The sequence below is a fragment of the Methylorubrum populi genome, from assembly GCF_002355515.1.
Taxonomy (GTDB): Bacteria; Pseudomonadota; Alphaproteobacteria; order Rhizobiales; family Beijerinckiaceae; genus Methylobacterium; species Methylobacterium populi_A.
The window spans coordinates 1,628,010-1,645,380 of sequence record NZ_AP014809.1; the positions used below are offsets into that span (position 1 = coordinate 1,628,010).

The following is a 17,371-nucleotide window of genomic DNA, read 5'->3' on the forward strand; positions in this document are numbered from 1 at the left end:
CAGACACCGTCCGCCGTCTCGCGGAGCCCCTTCCTGCCTCGGCCGGGAGGGGCTCCACCGCGCGCCTTGAGCCGTATCCGGCCTGATTGCATCAGGTCGGCGTCTCTCGGTCCTTGGTTTGACGCGCGTTCTTTCGCCGAACCGGCATCCACTTCGTCGGAAAGCGCTCTAATCGCGGATGAGGCGGCCCGAATAGACGACCGGGCCCGTGGCCTTGCCGGCGGGAGCGCCGCCCTTCGGCTCGACCGTGACGGCGAGGGTGGCCCCCGCGACGCCGTCGCGAAGATCGGCCGGCACCGGTATGGTCCCGGTCGTCTCGTTGACCAGGCCGAGTGAGCGGGGCGCGGCGCCCTCGTTGATGTACCAGAGCTCCAGGCTGCGGTCGGGCGGGGTTTCCGCCGCGAGGCTGCGGACCTGCACGACTCCGCTCGCGAGATCGACGCGCACGATCAGCGCCGGAAGGCTGCCGCCGCGATCGACCACAGCCAGATATTGCGGCGCGCCGACGGTCGCCGGCCGCGGTGCCGTCACGATCCAGAGAGCGAGCCCCGCCGCGAGCGCCGCCGCTCCCCCGGTCGCGAATCGCCAGCGCCGCAGCCCGCGCTCCAGCCGCCGGACCCGCAGATCCGTGGCGTCGGCCGCCGGACGCGGCGCGATCCGGGCCTCGACGGCCTCCCAGACCTGCGCGCCGGGCGCGACGGCGGGGGCCGTTGCGGCGAGCGGCGCCAGCCGCCTCTCCCAGGCCATCACCGCCTCGCGCAGGGCCGGATCCTGTTCCATGGCCCGCGCGAAGGCGGTGCGCTCGCTCGCGGTGAGGGTGCCGAGGACGTACTCGCCGGCCGCCCCATCGGGGTCCTCGGCCCAGAACGGCGGGGGAGTGACGCCCTCGCTCATGCGGCCTCCAGACAGCCGCGCAGGCTGAGCAGGCCGCGGCGCAGCCAAGTCTTGATCGTGTTGACGGGCCGGTCGTAGCGGGCGGCCAGTTCCTCGCGCGACCAGCCCTCGCAATAGGCGAGGACGAGGCAGTCGCGCTGGGCGGTTTCCACGGTGTCGAGGCAATGCGCCAGGGCATCGCGGCGCGCGAGCTCCGTCTCGCCGTCGCGCGCATCGGCGAGACGGGCCAGCCAGTCGTCGTCCGCTTGGGTCAGCCGGGCGGCCTTGTCCTGACGCAACCGGTCGATGGCCTTGTGCCGGGCGATCGCGCCCAGCCAGACAAGCGGTGGGCCGGCCAGCGGATCGTAAGTGCCTGCCCGCTGCCAGATGCGCACGAACACCTCCTGCAGCACATCCTCGGCCGCGCTCCGGTCCTGCAGGATACGAAGGATGATCCCGAGAAGTTTCGGAGCGGTCGCGGCATAGAGCGCGCGCAGAGCCGCGCGGTCGCCCTCGGCCACAGCCCCGATCAGCCGCGCCAAATCTGCGTCGACAGACGCCTCCACGGTCGACACGGCTCCCCCCTTGGCCTGAGCGTTCCCGCTTATCCTGCGGGTTCCGGCACCTCAACCGGCACGGCTCGCAGCTATGGCACAGCTTGGCCGCGACGGTCACGCGCTCGTGATCGACCGGCTGAGGCCGCCGGATATCGCTGCGAGGGAACACGGCCCAGCACACGCGGCAAGGCATCAAAGTCGGCGAAGTCGTCCAAGTTGCGGGGTCGCCCAAAACGAAGCCGCCCCCGGCCAGGCGGCGCGGGGGCGGTTCCGATCATCCCGACGGGGATGGATGTCAGGCGGCGATCCTGGTCGCGGCGGCGGCGACGTTCTCGTTGGCCAGCCTGACCGTGCTGGCCGAAACGGAAGCGCGGCCCGTGGCCTGGAGGCTGGTCAGTTCACCGGCCGAGGCATGCACGCCGCCCTCGGTGCCGAAGCGCTCGGCCAGCATCACGACGAGGGTCACGTTGGCAATGGCGGCGGCGAGAACGATGAGGGCGATCATGGCGGGCAGGTCCGTTGCTGCGTTGCGATGGAGCCTATATCGCACCGCACTTTGGTATCTGGTATACCAGATACCGCCGCTCAGTCATGCTACAGGAGCATGTCTCACCACCTGAGAGCCGCCTCACGGCTTCTTCGCGTCGCTGGAAGCAGGACTGCCGCTGCTGCCGGACCGTTCGACCTTGGCCGCTTCGCGCAGTTTGACGATGGTGTCCTGCTGCGCCTTGCGGGTGAGGTACTGGTCGATCTGCTCCTTCATCTCGTCGAAGGTCGGCACCGGCTTCGTCCGCTTCTCCTCGACGCGCAGCACGTGCCAGCCGAACTGCGTCTTGACCGGATCGGAGACCTGACCCGGGGTCATCTTGAAGGCGGCATCGGCGAAGGGCTTCACCATCCGCTCCTGGGTGAACCAGCCGAGATCGCCGCCCTCGGTCTTGGAACCCGGATCCTTCGAGACCTCAGCCGCGATCTTGGCGAAATCCTCGCCGCCCTTGATGCGCGCGGCGATCTTCTTCGCCTCGTCCTCGCTCTCCACGAGGATGTGGCGGGCCCGTACCTCCTCCTCCGGCTTCATCGACTTCACGGTCTGGTCGTAGAGCGCCTTGGCGGCCTCGGGCGTCACCGCCTTCTTGGCCTCGCGCTCGAGGTAGTCGTCGAGCAGGAGTTTGTCGCGGAAATAGGCGAGCTTGCGCTTGAATTCGGAGCTGTCGCCGATCTTGGCGGCCTCGGCCGCCTGCGCGCCGACCTTGAGATCGATCATGTAATCGACCAGCAGGTTCTGCTTGGCGCCCTCATCGACGCCCGGCAGCGACAGCGCCGGGTCCTCGCCCGCGAGGGCAAGGTCGGCGGCGGTGATCGCCTGGCCGTTGACCCGCGCCACCACCGTTTCCGGCGGAACCGCCGCCGAGACCGGAGCGGGTGCGCTCGGCGTCTTCTGGCCGGCGGGTGCCTGGGCCAGGGCCGCACCGGGCAGGGCGAGGATCAGCGCGAGGGCGCTCGCGCGCCGGAGAGAGAACGGAATCGGCATCGGAAGCGTCGTTCCTTGGGCGTCGTCCCCGCCGGGCCGGTCATCATGCCGTCCGGCTTGGTCCCGCGCGGGGCTCGTCGGGATGCGGCAGGTGCCGCGAAGCGCGACACAGGTGGAACCTCCGGGGGGCAAAGGCAAGCGTGGCCTTGATGGCCGCGCGCGCTCGTGACCGCGCCTCGGCACTACCGGATGCGCCTGCGGATATTTACCTCTATAAGCCCGCCCAATGCAGGCCGGCGGCGCCATGACATGCCGCCCGCGACGACCTCACGACCGCAGGTTCACGATGCTCGGTGCCCTCGCCAAGAAGATTTTCGGCTCGTCCAACGACCGCCGCGTCAAGGGTTTTCGCCCCCGCGTCGCGGCCATCAACGCGCTTGAACCGGAAATCAGCGCGCTGTCCGACGAGCAGCTGCGCGCCCGCACGCAGGCGTTCCGCGATCAGCTCGCCGCCGGCACCCGCCTCGACGACCTGCTGGTCCCCGCCTTCGCCACCGTGCGCGAGGCGGCCAAGCGCGTGCTCGGGCAGCGCCATTTCGACGTGCAGATGATCGGCGGCATGGTGCTGCACGAATCCGGCATCTCGGAGATGAAGACCGGCGAGGGCAAGACCCTGGTCGCGACCCTTCCGGTCTACCTCAACGCGCTGGAGGGCAAGGGCGTCCACGTCGTCACGGTCAACGACTATCTCGCCTCACGCGACGCGGAGTGGATGGGCCGGGTCTACCGCTTCCTCGGCCTCACCGTCGGCACCATCGTGCACGGGCTCGACGACGGGCAGCGCAAGGAGGCCTATGCCTGCGACATCACCTACGGCACCAACAACGAGTTCGGCTTCGACTATCTTCGCGACAACATGAAGTACGAGCTCTCGCAGATGACGCAGCGGGGGCACCACTTCGCCATCGTCGACGAGGTCGACTCGATCCTCATCGACGAGGCGCGCACGCCGCTGATCATCTCCGGCCCGGTCGATGACCGCTCGGAACTCTACGTCGCGGTCGACGGGATCATGCCGCAGCTTCAGCCGGAGCATTACGACCTCGACGAGAAGCAGCGTCAGGTCTCGCTGACGGAGGCCGGCAACGAGTTCATCGAGGAGGCCCTGCGCGAGGCCGGCATCCTCAAGGAGGGCGACCTCTACGACGCGCACAACGTCACCCTCGTCCACCACGTGAACCAGGCGCTTCGCGCCCACACCCTGTTCACGCTCGACAAGGACTACATCGTCAAGAACGACGAGGTCGTGATCATCGACGAGTTCACCGGCCGCATGATGCAGGGCCGGCGCTACTCGGAAGGCCTGCACCAGGCGCTGGAGGCCAAGGAGCGGGTGACGATCCAGCCCGAGAACCAGACCCTGGCCTCGATCACCTTCCAGAACTACTTCCGCCTCTACAAGAAGCTCGCCGGCATGACCGGCACCGCCTCGACCGAGGCCGACGAGTTCGCCGAGATCTACAAGCTCGACGTGGTCGACATCCCGACCAACAAGGAGATCGAGCGCGTCGACGAGGACGACGAGGTCTACCGCACCGTCGAGGAGAAGTACGAGGCGATCATCAAGGAGATCGACCGGGCGCATAGCCGCCTGCAGCCCGTGCTCGTCGGCACCGGCTCGATCGAGAAGTCGGAGCTGATCGGCGAGCTCCTGAAGAAAGCCGGCTACACGCTGCTCGACTATTCCGACCCGAACGCCCTGACCGACGTCTACGCCGCCGCCCGCGAGAACCGGGTGACCAAGCGCTTCGCCGTGCTCAACGCCCGCTTCCACGAGCAGGAGGCCTACATCGTGGCGGAGGCCGGCGTGCCCGGCGCCATCACGATCGCCACCAACATGGCCGGCCGCGGCACCGACATCAAACTCGGCGGCAACCTCGAAATGCGCATCGAGAAGGAGCTCGGCCACCTCGCCGACGGGCCCGAGCGCGACGCCGCGATCGAGGCCTTGAAGGCCGAGATCGCCGAGAACCGCGCCAAGGTGCTGGCCTCGGGCGAGAAGGCCGATCCGGAGGCGGGCCGCAAGAAGGATCTGCCGGGCGGGCTCTACATCATCGGCACCGAGCGCCACGAGTCGCGCCGCATCGACAACCAGCTGCGCGGCCGCTCCGGCCGCCAGGGCGATCCGGGCCGGTCGAAGTTCTACCTGTCCCTCAAGGACGACCTGATGCGCATCTTCGGGTCCGACCGCATGGACGGGATGCTGCAGCGGCTCGGCCTGGAGCAGGGCGAGGCGATCATCCACCCCTGGATCAACAAAGCGATCGAGAAGGCGCAGCAGAAGGTCGAGGCGCGCAACTTCGACATGCGCAAGAACGTGCTCAAATACGACAACGTCATGAACGACCAGCGCAAGGTCGTGTTCGAGCAGCGCCGCGACCTGATGGGCCAGGACAGCGTGCGCGACACCATCGACGAGATGCGCCACGGCGTGATCGACGATCTCGTGGCCGTGCACATCCCCGAGAACGCCTATGCCGAGCAGTGGGACGCGGAAGGGCTGAAGCAGCGCGCCCTCGACCTGCTCAACCTCGATCTACCCGTGGAGGAGTGGGTCAAGGAAGAGGGCATCGCCGACGAGGAGATCCGCGAGCGCCTGCGCAAGGCCTCCGACGAGTCCTATGCCGCCCGCGTCGAGCGCAACGGCGCCGAGGTGATGGCCTATGTCGAGAAGCAGGTGGTGCTGCAGGTGTTCGACCACCTCTGGCGCGAGCACCTCGTCTCCCTCGACCACCTGCGGCAGGTGGTCGGCTGGCGCGGCTTCGCCCAGCGCGACCCGCTCAACGAGTACAAGTCGGAGGCGTTCGAGCTGTTCAACGGCCTCGTGGCGGCCCTGCGCGAGCAGGTCACCGCTCAGCTCGCCCATGTCGAGATCATGCAGCAGGGCCCCGAGGACTTCCCCGGCGCGGGGTTCGAACAGGCGGGTTTTGGCGAGCCGCAGCTGCCGCCGATGTTCCCCGAGCACCGCGACCCGGCCACCGGCGAGAACGAGTTCGCCTATGGCGGCAGCGACGGCGGGGCGGGCGGCGCCTACGGCTTTGCCGCGCGCGACCTCTCGGCGGACACGGCGGTGCTGGAGCGCAAGCCCGATGACCCCTCGACCTGGGGCCGGGTCGGCCGCAACGAGCCCTGCCCCTGCGGCTCGGGCAAGAAGTACAAGCACTGCCACGGCCGCTTCGCCGCCGAGGCGTGAGCCTCCGGTGGGCGACGCGATCGTCTACGGGCTGGAGCCGGATCTCGACGCGGAAACCTTCCAGGGTGTCCTCGTCGAGTCCGGCCTCGCGCCGCGGCGGCCGGCCGAAGACCTCGAGCGGCTCGACCGGATGCTGCGGGCGTCCGACCTGATCGTCACCGCCCGGCGGGACGGGCGCCTCGTCGGCGTGGCGCGCACGCTCACCGACTTCGCCTTCTGTGCCTATCTCTCCGACCTCGCGGTCGCCCGCGACTGCCAGGGTCTCGGCATCGGCCGCCGCCTCATCGCCGAGACGCGGGCGGCGGCCGGCCCCGAGACCTCGCTGCTGCTCACCGCCGCACCAGGCGTCGAGGGCACTTACGAGGCCGTCGGCATGGCGCGGGTGCCGCACGCCTTCCGCACCGATCGGGAGCGCTGAGGCGTCAGGGGCCTTCCGCCGCCAGCGCCTCCAGCACCGCGTGGGCCGCGGCGATGCGCGCCGCGATCGGGACGGCGCGGTTGGCCAGCATGACGAGGCCGATGCGCCGCTCCGGCACGAAGGCGACATAGGCGCCGAAGCCGTTGGTGGAGCCGGTCTTGTTGAACAGCGTCGGCCCGCTCGGCGCCTGCGGCGGATCGAGCCGCGCGGCCGGTTGCGCCTCCAGCGTCATGGCCGGCGCATTGCCGGCCTGAAGACGCTCCAGCGAGACCGGATAGGGGTACTGCTCCCAGCCGAGGCCCTGCACCATCGCGCCGACTCGGAAATACCCGACATGGGTGCCCTCGACCGCCCGCCGCATCGGCGGATCGAGGCGGGTGGGATCGATGTTGGCCTCGACGAAGCGGATCATGTCGGCGGCGCTGGATTTGACGCCGTAGGCCTCGGCATCGAGAACGCCCGGATTGACGCGGATCGGCCGCTCGCCCTTGCCGTATCCCCAGGCGTAGCCGCCCATCGCGGCCTCGGGCACGCGGATGAACGAGTTCTTCAGTCCGAGTTCCGGAAACAGCCGGGTCCGCATCGACGCCGAAAAATCGCCGCCGAGGGCCGCCGCGGCAGCGGCTCCGAACAGGCCGAGGCTCGGATTGGAGTAGCGTCGCTCAGTGCCCGGCGGCGCGGAGGGCTGCCAATGCCGGAAATAGGCGGTCATCGCCGCCTCGTCGGTGACGCTGTCGGGGAATTGCAGCGGCAGGCCGCCGGCGGTGTAGGTGCCGAGTTCGAGCAGGCTCACCCGGTCGAGGGCGCTGTCCCGCAGCACCGGCAGGAACCGGCTCGGTGCATCCTCGAGCGAGAGCCGGCCGAGCCCCTGCGCGTAGGCGGCGAGCGTCGCGGTGAAGGTCTTGCTGACCGAGCCGATCTCGAACAGCGTGTCCCGCGTCACCGGACGCTGCCCGTCCCGGTCGGCAAGCCCGAAGGTGAAGACGGCGGAGCGCCCGTCCCGCGTCACGGCGACGGCGAGGCCGGGCACCTCGTACGCCTTCAGGAGCGGGCGGTAGGCCCGCTCCACGGCCTCGGCGATCCATGCGGACGCACCGTCATCCGCCGCCGTGGGCGCGGAGCCGCACAGCAGGCCGCTCAGGGCGAGGACGAAAAGTCCGGGCTTTCGCATTGCGAAAATGGCGCGTTTCCTTCCTGGTTGATGCGGGCGAGGCGGGTGGGCATGACGGGTGAGGAAAGCGCCGAAAGCGCGGCAGGAGCGGGGACCGACCGGCCGCTGGTGCGCAGCCTGCGTCTCGGGCTCGACGCGCCCCGGATCGGGCCGCTGCAGGCCGCCCTGGCGCTGGCGAGCGCGCCGCTCGGTTGGCTCAACGCTCATCGCGCCGGCTTCCTTCACGGCGACGAGGAGGCGCTCCTCACCGACCGCCTCCACCCCCGCCGCCGCCACGGCCTGCTGATCGGGCGCTACGCCGCCAAATGCGCGCTCGCCGCGCTCCGGCCCGATCTCGACCCGCGGACCCTGGCGATCCGACCCGGCGTGCTGGAGCAGCCGGTTCTCTCCGGCGAGGGCACCGCGAATCTCGGCGTCAGCCTGTCCCATGCCGGCCCGGTCGCCGTGGCGGTCGTCTTTCCCGAAGCCTGCCCGATGGGGATCGATCTGGAGCGGATCCGGCCGGCCAACATCGCCCTGCTGACGCGCCAGACCACGGCAGTCGAGCGCCGGAACCTCGCCGCCTGCCTTGCCGTGCCGGAGGCCGAGCGGCTGACGCGGCTGTGGTGCCTGAAGGAAGCGCTGTCCAAGGCCCTGCGCTGCGGCCTCACCGTGCCGCTCGATCTTCTGGCGGTCGGCCGCGTCGAGGCGGGACCAACGGGACTCGGTGTCACCTTCGCCCATTTCGCGCAGTACCGGGGCCTGAGCCTCGCCGCCGGCGACCTCGCCGCCGCCCTCGTGCTGCCGCGCCCGCCGGCGGTGACGCTTGCGATCGACGCGGCGGAATGGGCGGCGTTTCGAGAGGCCCTGGCCGAGGCCGCGGCGCGGGAGATGCGCTAGGCTTCTGTTTTTGCATCATCTTTTTCCGAAATCCGGAAACCACCTTTCGGGATGATGCTCTAGCCTCCCGCATCGGCCGCGCCGATGATCGAAGGAACCGAATTCCATGACGAGTTGGCGTCCGCCTCAAGCGATCCGCGTCAAGGTGATCGGGCTGGCGTGGCGCGGGGACGCGCTGCTGGCCGTCGAGGTCCTCGACGACGGCGGCCGGATCAAGGGCGTGCGTCCGCCGGGCGGCAGCATCGCCTTCGGCGAGACCCGCGAGCAGGCCCTGGCGCGGGAATTCCGGGAGGAGCTCGGCTGCGGCGTGACCATCGCCGGCCCCTGGACGGTGTTCGAGAATATCTACCGCCACGAGGGCGCGCTGGGTCACGAGATCGTCTTCGCCGCCGATATCCGCCTGCACGACGCGACCCTCTACGACCGCGACGTGATCCGTTTCAGCGAGGATGACGGCACGGCCTGCACCGCGCGCTGGCTCGCTCCGGCCGCGCTGCCGGACGGCGTCGCCCTGTTTCCCGACGGGCTCGCGGCGGCGCTGGCCTCGCGCCGAGAGCCGGGGCAGCACCCGGGATACGAGATCCGGCGTGATGCCCCGGCCGATTGATTCTACGTCACCGTTTCCGGAAGCCGGCGGCCGCCTTTCGGGATGATGCCCTATCCCCGTGCGCCCGGCAGGCTGTGGCTGAGGAAGAAGTCGAGCATCGCCCGCGAGGCATCCGGCCCGTTCGCGTCGGTGTAGCTGCCCGCCGGGCTGCCGCCGGACCAAGCATGGCCCGCGCCCTGCACCGACCACGCCTCGGCCTGCACCCGGCCGGTCTCGTCGGCGTAGCGGGTGCGGGTGTAGCTGTGACCGCTCCCGGTCCCGCCCTCTCGCCGCGGCGTCAGCGCCTCGACCCCGGCCTGGGCCAGCACCGCCTCGGCGTTGCGGGGATGGACCGTGCCGTCGCCCTCGCCGTGGAAGACGATGGTCGGCACCCGCAGGGCCTGCGTCACCGCTCCGGCGCCGAAGCCGGCGGCACCGCCGGGCTCGGCCGCACCGGGCGCGCCGACGCGCATCGCCGCCAGCGCCGAGGGCAGGTCGCGGGCACAGCCCGCGGCGAGACCCGAATGCACGCCGAGCCCCGCGAACAGGTCGGGATAGGCCCGGGCGATGTTGGCCGCCGCCGCCCCGCCCGCCGAGAGGCCGGCGATGTAGATGCGGGAGCGGTCGATCGGGTGCTCGGCGCAGACCGCACGGACGAGCCCGGCGATGATGCCGGCCTCGCCCATTTCCCGGCCCTGGTCGCCGGGCTCGAACCAGTTCCAGCACCGCTGCGCGTTGGCCCGGCTCGATTGGCGGGGATAGACGACGTAGATCCCCTCCTCCTCGGCGAGCCCGTTCATGCGCGTGCCCGCGGCGAAGTCGTCCGGCGTCTGGGTGCAGCCGTGCAGCATCACGAGGAGCGGTCGCCGCCCGCTCCGCGGGCTCGGGATGAACAGCTTGTAGTCCCGCGCGCCGGCCGCATTGGAGAAGCTGCGCTCGACGAACTGGCCGTCTTCGGGCTCGACGCCCTCCGGTCTCGGAGCGTGCAGGTTGCCCCCCACCAGCCCCCGCAGGGAGGGAGCGAGGGTGCGCAGGCCCTGCATCATCTGGTCGATGTTCTCGCGCAGCCGCTCCGGGATCAGCGCCGCGTGGGCCGCGTCCGCCGCATGCGCCTCCGGGTCGAGCCGGGCCGCCGGGCCTTCGAGCCGCGGGACTGCGTGCGGGGTGGCCTCGGCCGGCTGCGGCCTCTCGGGAGCCGGTCCCGCGGCCCCGAGGCTGCGCTGGATCAGGGCGGTCGCCTCGCCGAGCCGTCCGGCCCGGGTCAGGCGGGTGGCCTCGGCCATGTCGGTGAAGAAGGCGTTGTGACGGTCGGTCATGCGGGTCTCGCTTTCCGGGTCGGCGACGCGCGCGCGCGCGCAGCGGGTCACGAGGGCAGGGGGTTATCCGGATCCAAAGTCGTCCGGGATCAGAGCAGGCGGTCGGCCAGCGCCCGCTTCACCGCGGGGCTTGCCTGGAGGCTGCCGAGCACTTCGATCGAGGCGATCGCGGCCCTGGCGAGGTCGGCGGGAACGTCGTCGGCGATCACGGCGAGGCCGAGGACGCGGATGTCGAGCCGTGTCCCCGACGCCCGCGCCGTCTCCAGTTCGGCCCGGCCGTAACGGCGCAGGCCGACCTCGATCGGTTTGCGGGCCACCGATTGGCGGGTGATGTCGGCGTGCCGCTCGATCTGGTTGCGGATCGCCGTGCGGATGAAGTCGCTGCGGTTGGCGTAGACGCCCTCCGAGACGAGCAGATCGACATGCCCGAGATCGACGAAGCCGAGATTGACCGTGATCTTCTCGTGGTCGCCGGATCTTGCCCCGCCGCGGAACGCGATCGGGGTATCGGGCCGGCTCTCCTGCATCACGTCCATCATTGCGCTCATCCCCGCGCCATCCACCGGGATGGTATGGGAACGCTTATGCTGCGCCGCAAGATGAAAGTTTTTGCATCGCAGCAAGAAAGGCGATTTGTCTCGGGGAGCACCCGCCGACGGCGCGGGCGAACGGTCAGGCGGTGGGCCGCGGAAGAGTGCGTCCGAACAGGACCTTAACGAGGGACATCGATGGAAGGGCCGGACTACGGTTCCAGGTATTCCCGCCAGACGGCGTTTGTTCCGAGGCTCTCGACAAAGCTGCCATGCCGCAGGCGCTCCGTCTCGGTGAGCCGGCTGCGCATCGGCCGCGGCCCGGCCGGACCCGAATCGGCCAGCGCCTCGACCGCCACGCTTCCGGCCGGCTCGGCGATGCTCAGTCCCAGGCTGGTCTGCTTGCCGCCCAGCAGTTCGACATAGACCTCGGCCAGGATCTGCGCGTCGAGCAGCGCGCCGTGCTTGACCCGGCGGGTGGTGTCGACGCCGTAGCGGTTGCACAGGGCATCGAGGTTGTTGGCCGCACCCGGATGCTTGCGGCGGGCGAGCAGCAGGGTGTCGACCACGTCCTCCAACGGAATCGCCTTCGGGGCGGCGGGCCCGAGCCGGGCGAACTCCATATTGAGAAAGCCGACGTCGAAGGGCGCGTTGTGGATCACCAGCCGCGCATCGCCGCAGAAGGCGACGAAGGCATCCACCACATCGGCGAAGACCGGCTTGTCGGCGAGCATCGCGTCCGAGATGCCGTGGACCGCGAATGCCCCCTCGGACACCGCCCGCTGCGGGTTGATGAGCTGATGATAGAATTTGCCGGTCTGGACGTGGTTGATCAGCTCGACGCAGCCGATCTCGATGAGTCGGTCGCCGTTCTTGGCATCCGTGCCGGTAGTCTCGGTATCGAGGACGATCTCGCGCAGCATTTTTTGGTTCCGTGGCCGGCGGGCAGCCTGCGCGCCGGTCGCCGAAGGATGGGTTAACCGGCAGCTTCCGTCAGCGGGTTCGACTCGCCAACTCCTCGACGATCCGCCCCACCTCGGCTTCCGCGTGTTCGAACCCGCGGCTCGTGTCGATCAAAAAGTCCGCCCGCGCCCGCTTCTCGGCATCCGGCATCTGCTTGGCGCGGATCGCCTCGAACGCGGCCTCGGTCATGCCGGGGCGGGCGAGCACGCGGGCGCGCTGGACCTCGGGCGGGGCCGTGACGACGAGGACCGCGTCGCAGCGGGCGTCGGCCCCGGTCTCGAACAGCAGCGGGATGTCGAGGACGACCAGCGGCGCCCCCGCGTTGCGGGCGAGGAAGGCGCGGCTCTCGGCCTGGACCAGCGGATGCACGATCGCCTCGAGCCGGCCGAGCTTTTCCGCGTCACCCAGTACTGCCGCGCGGAGCGCCGGGCGGTCGACGCCCCCCTCCGGCGTCAGGGTGCCCGGAAAGGCCGCGCCGATCGCCCGCGCCGCCGCGCCGCCCGGCCCGTAGAGGGCGTGGACCGCCGCGTCCGAATCGTGGACCGGCACGCCGCGGGCGGCGAACATCGCGGCGGTGGCCGATTTGCCCATGCCGATCGAGCCGGTGAGGCCGAGCACCACGGGGCGGCGGGATTGGCCGGGAGCGCTCATCGCGCGGCGAGATCCGCGACGATTTTCTCGCGCAGGGCCGGCGTGACGGCGGGACGCAGGCCGAACCACGCCTCGAAGCCCGGCACCGCCTGGTGCAGCAGCATGCCGAGCCCGTCGACCGCGGCGAGCCCCCGCGCCCGCGCCGCGGCGAGGAGCGGCGTTTCCAGCGGCACGTAGACGATGTCGGCCACCGCCGCGCGGCTCGGGAGCGGGGCGAGGTCGAGAGCGAGCGGCGGGTGCCCGGCCATGCCGAGCGAGGTGGTGTTGACGAGAAGTCCGGTGTCGGGGAGCGCCTCCGGCACCGCCTCCCAGGCCAGTGCCTCGACGTGGTCGGGGTCGAGTTCGGCGAGCGCCCGCGCCCGCTCGGGGCTGCGGTTGGCGACCCGGACCCGCATTCCCCGCTCCACAAGCCCGACGACGATGGCCCGCGCCGCCCCGCCCGCGCCGAGCACCAGGGCGGTCCCGCCGCTCCGTTCGGGCCAGTCCTGGTCCGGGCTTCGGCCAAGGCTCTGGTCGAGATGGGCGATGAAGCCCGGAGCGTCAGTGTTGTCGCCGCGAACCCGGTCGCCCTCGACGATCAGCGTGTTCACCGCGCCGATTTTCTTCGCGCGCTCCGTCAGGGAGTCGGCGAGGCGATAGGCCGCCTCCTTGTGCGGAATCGTGACGTTGCCGCCGGCAAAGCCCGAACCGGGCAGCCCGCGGACGAACGCTTCGAAGGCGTCCGGCGCCACGTCGATGCGCTCGTAGGTGCCGGCAAGCCCGTGCTCGGCGAGCCAGTGGCCGTGGATCAGCGGCGAGCGGGAATGCCGGATCGGGTGGCCGACGACGAAGGCCCTGACTGTCATGGAATCCTGCCGGCGCATGCGCCTGAGAAGCCGATGGACATCACGCGACGCAGCCCTTCGGCAGCGTGCAGGCGGTCTCCCCCTCGATCTCGAGCTGGAGGGTGGCGTGGCCGATCCCGAAGCGCTCCCGCAGCTCGTCCGCCGTCTCCTTGAGGAAGAGGCCGTGGTTCGCCTCGCCCGCCACGACGAGATGGGCGGTGAGCGCCGGCTCGGTGGTGCTCATCGGCCAGATGTGCAGGTCGTGCAGGCCGCGCACGCCGGGGCGGGCGGCCAGACAGGCGCGCACTGCCTCCGGGTCGATGCCGGGCGGCACCGCGGCGAGCGACATCGCCACGCTGTCGCGCAGCAAGCCCCAGGTCGCGACGATGATGAGCGCGGCGATGACGAGGCTCACCAGCGGGTCGAGCCAGTCGAAGCCGGTGGCGAGGATGACGAGGCCCGCCAGCACCACGCCGGCCGAGACCGCCGCGTCGGCGACCATGTGCAGGTAGGCGCCGCGGATGTTGATGTCGCCCCCCGCGCCCGAGGCGAACAGCCACGCGGTGAAGCCGTTGATGAGGATGCCGATCCCGGCCACCACCATCACCGTCGCGCCGGCGACCGGCGCCGGCTCGAGGAAGCGCTGCACCGCCTCGACGATGATGCCGCCGGTGGCCACCAGTAGCACCACCGCGTTGAACAGGGCGGCGAGGATCGAGGAGCCGCGCAGGCCGTAGGTGAAGCGGGCCGACGGTGCGCGCTTCACCAGCACCGCGGCGATCCAGGCGGCGACGAGCCCGAGCACGTCGGAGAGGTTGTGGCCGGCATCGGCCACGAGCGCCATCGAGTTCGACAGCCAGCCGTAGAGCGCCTCGACGCCGACGAAGCCGAGATTCAGCGCGATGCCGATGGCGAAGGCCGGTCCGAAATTTTTCGGCGCGTGAACGTGCCCGTGGCCCCCATGGCCGTGATCGTGGGCATGGCGGTGCCCCTGCCCGGCATGATCGTGGCCGTGATCCGGATGGGCGTGGTCGTCCCGGTGATCCTGCCGATGATCGTCCATCGTCCCTCGCCGTGTCAGAACGCCAGCAGGCCCAGGCCCCGCAGCCGCCCCAGAAGCGGCGTCAGCGGCAGGCCGAGGATCGTCGAATGGTCGCCCTCGACCCGCTCGAACAGGTGGATGCCGAGCCCTTCGAGCTGGTAGGCACCGACCGACGTGGTCACCGCCGCGCCCGCGAGCCGCAGATAGGTGTCGATGGCCGCCGCATCGAGGGGGCGCATGGTCAGCCGCGCCGTCTCCACGAAGTCCTGCTCGACGAACGCCTCCGCCCGGCCGTCCCGCAGGATCGCCACCGCCGAATGCAGCGCGTGGGAACGGCCCTGGAGCCGGGTCAGGTGGTCGTGCGCGGCCGCGAGGTCGGCGGGCTTGTGGAAGACGCGGCCCTCGCATTCGAGCACTTGGTCGGCGCCGATCACGACGCGGCCGGGGTGGCGGGCCGCCACCTCCTGCGCCTTGGCGCGGGCGAGCCGCCGGGCCAGCTCAACCGGGCTGATGTCGCCGCCCTCGGCTTCGAGGGCGCGCTCGTCGATCCGCGCGGGCGCCGTCTCCACCGGAAGGCCGGCCCCCGTCAGGAGGTCGCGCCGGGTGGCGCTCGCCGAGGCGAGGAGGAGGGGCGCGGGGGGGCGCCAGAGAGCAGAGGCGTTCACAGGGACAAGGGTTTCCGTCAGCGCAGGCCGCGCCAGTCGAGCCAGTCAAACAGGAAGTCGATATCCTGCGGCGCCACGGAGAAGAACCCCTCCCCCGTGCGTTCCGACCCGATCACGTAGCCGCCGGCATGGCCGAGCGCGTGGTCGATGGAGCTCTGCAGGAAGCCGAGTTCGAGCCCGTTGTCGCGCAGGGCCACCACGGTGGTGCCGGGGGGCGCGAACAGCGATCCGTGCAGCCCCGAACCGTATTCGCCGATGATCGTACCGGCCGAGCGGAACAGGGCGATCTGCTCGGGCACGCTCAACCGCTCGGGCCTGACGCGGGTGAAGCCGCGGGCGAGCGCCGTCTCCTCGAACAGGGCCCGCTCCGCCAGGGTGCGGCGGTTGTGCGTATCGGCATTGTCCGAGCGGGAGATCAGGATCTTTTCCGTCCCCGGCTTCTCGCGTCGGCGGCCGAGCGTCCAAGGAGCCTGCCAACGACGCTGCCGGCGAGGACCGGGCGCCGCGCGTTCGAGCAGGAAGCGGCGAGCCTGCCGCATCAGCGGCGAGGCGCGGCTGACGAAGCGCAGCGCCGTCGGCACGAGGAGCCGGCGGCAGGCGACGCGGTCCCGGGTGCGGTCGTAGACGACGAGGCGGTCCTCTCCGATGCCGAGCAGACCGAGCCAGACCCGGGCGAAATCCGGCGTGTCGGCGGGCAGGAGGTAGCTGAGCCGCGTGATGTCGTGGCCGGCCCGGTGGAGCAGGAAGAGCTTGGGCAGGAAATCGACCAGCCAGTGGCCGTACATCTGGTGGCCCATCCCGGTCAGCAGCACGACCGGCGCCTCGACGTCGACCCGGCGCAGATCGGGGAGCCGCGCGGCGACGGCGCGGAAATGATCCTCGAAATTGACGGGGAAGATGTTGAGCTGGCTGGCGTACTGGAACACGCCGTCGAGGAGGATCACGCCCTCCTCCGTCACCTCCGCCCCCGGCAGCTCGTAGAGGCTCGTGCCGAGCACGGTGGTCTGCTCGTGATAGACGCGCAGCAGCGTCGGCGTCACCGCGCCGATCAGCAGCTCGGGCGGGGGCGCCCAGTCCCGATAGGACAGGCTTAGATCGGTGCAGCGCCCGCGCCCGGCCTGGACGGTCTCGCGCAGATCGGCCGCGGCGAGCGCCGCGTTGTCCATGATCGCCGCCCTCCCCCCTGCCTCAGGTCGCGATGAACTTGAGGCGGTGCTCGCGGTAGAGATCGAGGATCGCGGCCGCCGTCTCCTCGATCGAGCGGCGGGTCACGTCGATGGTCGGCCAGCGGTACTTGGCGCAGAGCCGGCGCGAGGCGGCGATCTCGTCGGCCACCGATTCCCGATCGACGTAGGAGGAATTGTCGTCGGCCTTGAGGCTGAGCAGGCGGTTCTGGCGGATCTGCACGATCCGCTCGGGGCTGGCGATCAGCCCGACGATCAGCGCCTTCTTCACCCGGTCGAAGCTCGGCGGCAGCGGCATCGAGGGCACGAGCGGCAGGTTCGCGGTCTTGAGCCCGCGATTGGCGAGATAGATCGAGGTCGGCGTCTTCGAGGTGCGGCTGACGCCGACCAGCACCACATCGGCCTCGTCGAGATCCGCCGGCAGGTTGCCGTCGTCGTGGGCCAGGGTGAAGTTCATCGCGTCGATGCGCTTGAAGTACTCGGCGTTGAGCATGTGCTGGGCGCCCGGCCGCTCGGTCGAGGTCGCGCCGAGATAGGAGCGCAAGAGCGCGTGCACCGGCTGAAGCACGTTGAGCGTCGGCGAGCCGGTCTCGCGGCAGGCCTCCTCCAGGCGCTCGATCAGTTCGTGGCCGACCAGCGTGTAGAGCACGAGGCCCGGCGCCGCCTTGATCTCCGAGATCACCCGTTCGAGCTGCGCGCCCGAGCGCACCAGCGGGTAGACGTGCTCGATCGCCGAGATCCCCTCGTACTGCACCGCCGCGGCGCGCCCGACATTGATCAGGGTCTCGCCGGTGGAGTCCGAAACGAGGTGGAGATGGAAGTAGCTGCGGCTCATCGTCGGCCCGTCTCTGCCGTGACGCATCGATCCTGGGAGACAGCGTGGCCGCCCCGCCCGCGATGCTTAGAGCATTTTTTTGCGCGAAGGCGATGCCGAATTGCCGTTCTTCCGCGGACGGCCCTCAGTCTGATGGCGGGCCGATGGCGCGGA

Annotated in this window: 18 protein-coding genes; 4 read left to right on the forward strand and 14 right to left on the reverse strand. The window is 70.6% G+C overall.

Going from position 1 to position 17,371, the window contains the following annotated elements; translation table 11 throughout:
* Positions 1-168: 168 nt before the first annotated feature.
* From MPPM_RS07480 to MPPM_RS07495, 4 genes are all read right to left on the reverse strand, one after another.
* Entirely contained in the window at positions 169-894 is a 726-nt protein-coding gene (locus MPPM_RS07480) for an anti-sigma factor (protein ID WP_096484509.1), read from the reverse strand.
* Positions 891-1,448, reverse strand: coding sequence for a sigma-70 family RNA polymerase sigma factor (locus tag MPPM_RS07485; protein ID WP_096484510.1), 558 nt, complete (start codon positions 1,446-1,448; stop codon positions 891-893). Before MPPM_RS07485 ends, MPPM_RS07480 begins: the two co-directional genes overlap by 4 nt.
* A 277-nt stretch (positions 1,449-1,725) precedes the next feature.
* Positions 1,726-1,935 carry a hypothetical protein gene (locus MPPM_RS07490; protein WP_096484511.1) on the reverse strand — a complete coding sequence of 70 codons (210 nt, stop codon included), beginning with the start codon at positions 1,933-1,935 and terminating at the stop codon, positions 1,726-1,728.
* A 123-nt stretch (positions 1,936-2,058) separates the two neighbouring features.
* A complete protein-coding gene (locus tag MPPM_RS07495; RefSeq protein WP_096484512.1) occupies positions 2,059-2,961 on the reverse strand; it encodes a peptidylprolyl isomerase in 903 nt (300 codons plus the stop codon).
* A gap of 286 nt (positions 2,962-3,247) precedes the next feature.
* On the opposite strand from MPPM_RS07495, the gene secA reads away from it, so the two are divergent.
* Positions 3,248-6,154, forward strand: coding sequence for a preprotein translocase subunit SecA (gene secA, locus MPPM_RS07500; RefSeq protein ID WP_096484513.1), 2,907 nt, complete (start codon positions 3,248-3,250; stop codon positions 6,152-6,154).
* 7 nt (positions 6,155-6,161) lie between these two features.
* Complete coding sequence (locus MPPM_RS07505; RefSeq protein WP_096484514.1) at positions 6,162-6,572, forward strand: GNAT family N-acetyltransferase; 411 nt, start codon at positions 6,162-6,164, stop codon at positions 6,570-6,572.
* 4 nt (positions 6,573-6,576) lie between these two features.
* Here MPPM_RS07505 and ampC read toward each other — a convergent pair whose 3' ends face one another.
* Positions 6,577-7,743 carry a class C beta-lactamase gene (ampC, locus tag MPPM_RS07510; protein WP_096484515.1) on the reverse strand — a complete coding sequence of 389 codons (1,167 nt, stop codon included), beginning with the start codon at positions 7,741-7,743 and terminating at the stop codon, positions 6,577-6,579.
* A 51-nt stretch (positions 7,744-7,794) separates the two neighbouring features.
* On the opposite strand from ampC, the gene MPPM_RS07515 reads away from it, so the two are divergent.
* Positions 7,795-8,622 (forward strand): 4'-phosphopantetheinyl transferase family protein, encoded by an 828-nt coding sequence (locus tag MPPM_RS07515; protein WP_096484516.1) that lies wholly within the window; start codon positions 7,795-7,797, stop codon positions 8,620-8,622.
* Positions 8,623-8,728: 106 nt separating this feature from the next.
* Positions 8,729-9,229, forward strand: a complete 501-nt coding sequence (locus tag MPPM_RS07520) for an NUDIX hydrolase (RefSeq protein WP_096484517.1) — start codon at positions 8,729-8,731, stop codon at positions 9,227-9,229.
* Between the two features lie 50 nt (positions 9,230-9,279).
* Here the strand turns inward: MPPM_RS07520 and MPPM_RS07525 are convergent, their stop codons facing one another.
* The 9 genes from MPPM_RS07525 to MPPM_RS07565 form a co-directional block, all read right to left on the reverse strand.
* The gene (locus MPPM_RS07525; protein ID WP_096487766.1) at positions 9,280-10,524 is read right to left on the reverse strand and encodes an extracellular catalytic domain type 1 short-chain-length polyhydroxyalkanoate depolymerase; all 1,245 of its coding nucleotides are present in this window, start codon (positions 10,522-10,524) and stop codon (positions 9,280-9,282) included.
* An 89-nt stretch (positions 10,525-10,613) separates the two neighbouring features.
* Complete coding sequence (locus MPPM_RS07530) at positions 10,614-11,063, reverse strand: ribbon-helix-helix domain-containing protein (RefSeq protein ID WP_096484518.1); 450 nt, start codon at positions 11,061-11,063, stop codon at positions 10,614-10,616.
* 203 nt (positions 11,064-11,266) lie between these two features.
* Positions 11,267-11,977 (reverse strand): DNA polymerase III subunit epsilon, encoded by a 711-nt coding sequence (dnaQ, locus tag MPPM_RS07535; RefSeq protein WP_096484519.1) that lies wholly within the window; start codon positions 11,975-11,977, stop codon positions 11,267-11,269.
* A gap of 70 nt (positions 11,978-12,047) precedes the next feature.
* Positions 12,048-12,668 carry a dephospho-CoA kinase gene (coaE, locus tag MPPM_RS07540; protein WP_096484520.1) on the reverse strand — a complete coding sequence of 207 codons (621 nt, stop codon included), beginning with the start codon at positions 12,666-12,668 and terminating at the stop codon, positions 12,048-12,050.
* Positions 12,665-13,513: a shikimate dehydrogenase gene (locus MPPM_RS07545; protein WP_096487767.1), complete on the reverse strand. Its 849-nt coding sequence runs from the start codon at positions 13,511-13,513 to the stop codon at positions 12,665-12,667. The genes coaE and MPPM_RS07545 overlap by 4 nt, the downstream gene beginning before the upstream one ends.
* A gap of 40 nt (positions 13,514-13,553) precedes the next feature.
* Positions 13,554-14,555, reverse strand: coding sequence for a cation diffusion facilitator family transporter (locus MPPM_RS07550; RefSeq protein ID WP_096484521.1), 1,002 nt, complete (start codon positions 14,553-14,555; stop codon positions 13,554-13,556).
* Between the two features lie 14 nt (positions 14,556-14,569).
* A complete protein-coding gene (locus MPPM_RS07555) occupies positions 14,570-15,199 on the reverse strand; it encodes a Maf family protein (protein ID WP_096484522.1) in 630 nt (209 codons plus the stop codon).
* Between the two features lie 17 nt (positions 15,200-15,216).
* The gene (locus MPPM_RS07560; RefSeq protein WP_096484523.1) at positions 15,217-16,365 is read right to left on the reverse strand and encodes a glycosyltransferase family 61 protein; all 1,149 of its coding nucleotides are present in this window, start codon (positions 16,363-16,365) and stop codon (positions 15,217-15,219) included.
* Positions 16,366-16,387: 22 nt separating this feature from the next.
* Positions 16,388-17,218, reverse strand: a complete 831-nt coding sequence (locus MPPM_RS07565) for a pyruvate, water dikinase regulatory protein (protein WP_096484524.1) — start codon at positions 17,216-17,218, stop codon at positions 16,388-16,390.
* Positions 17,219-17,371: the final 153 nt, after the last annotated feature.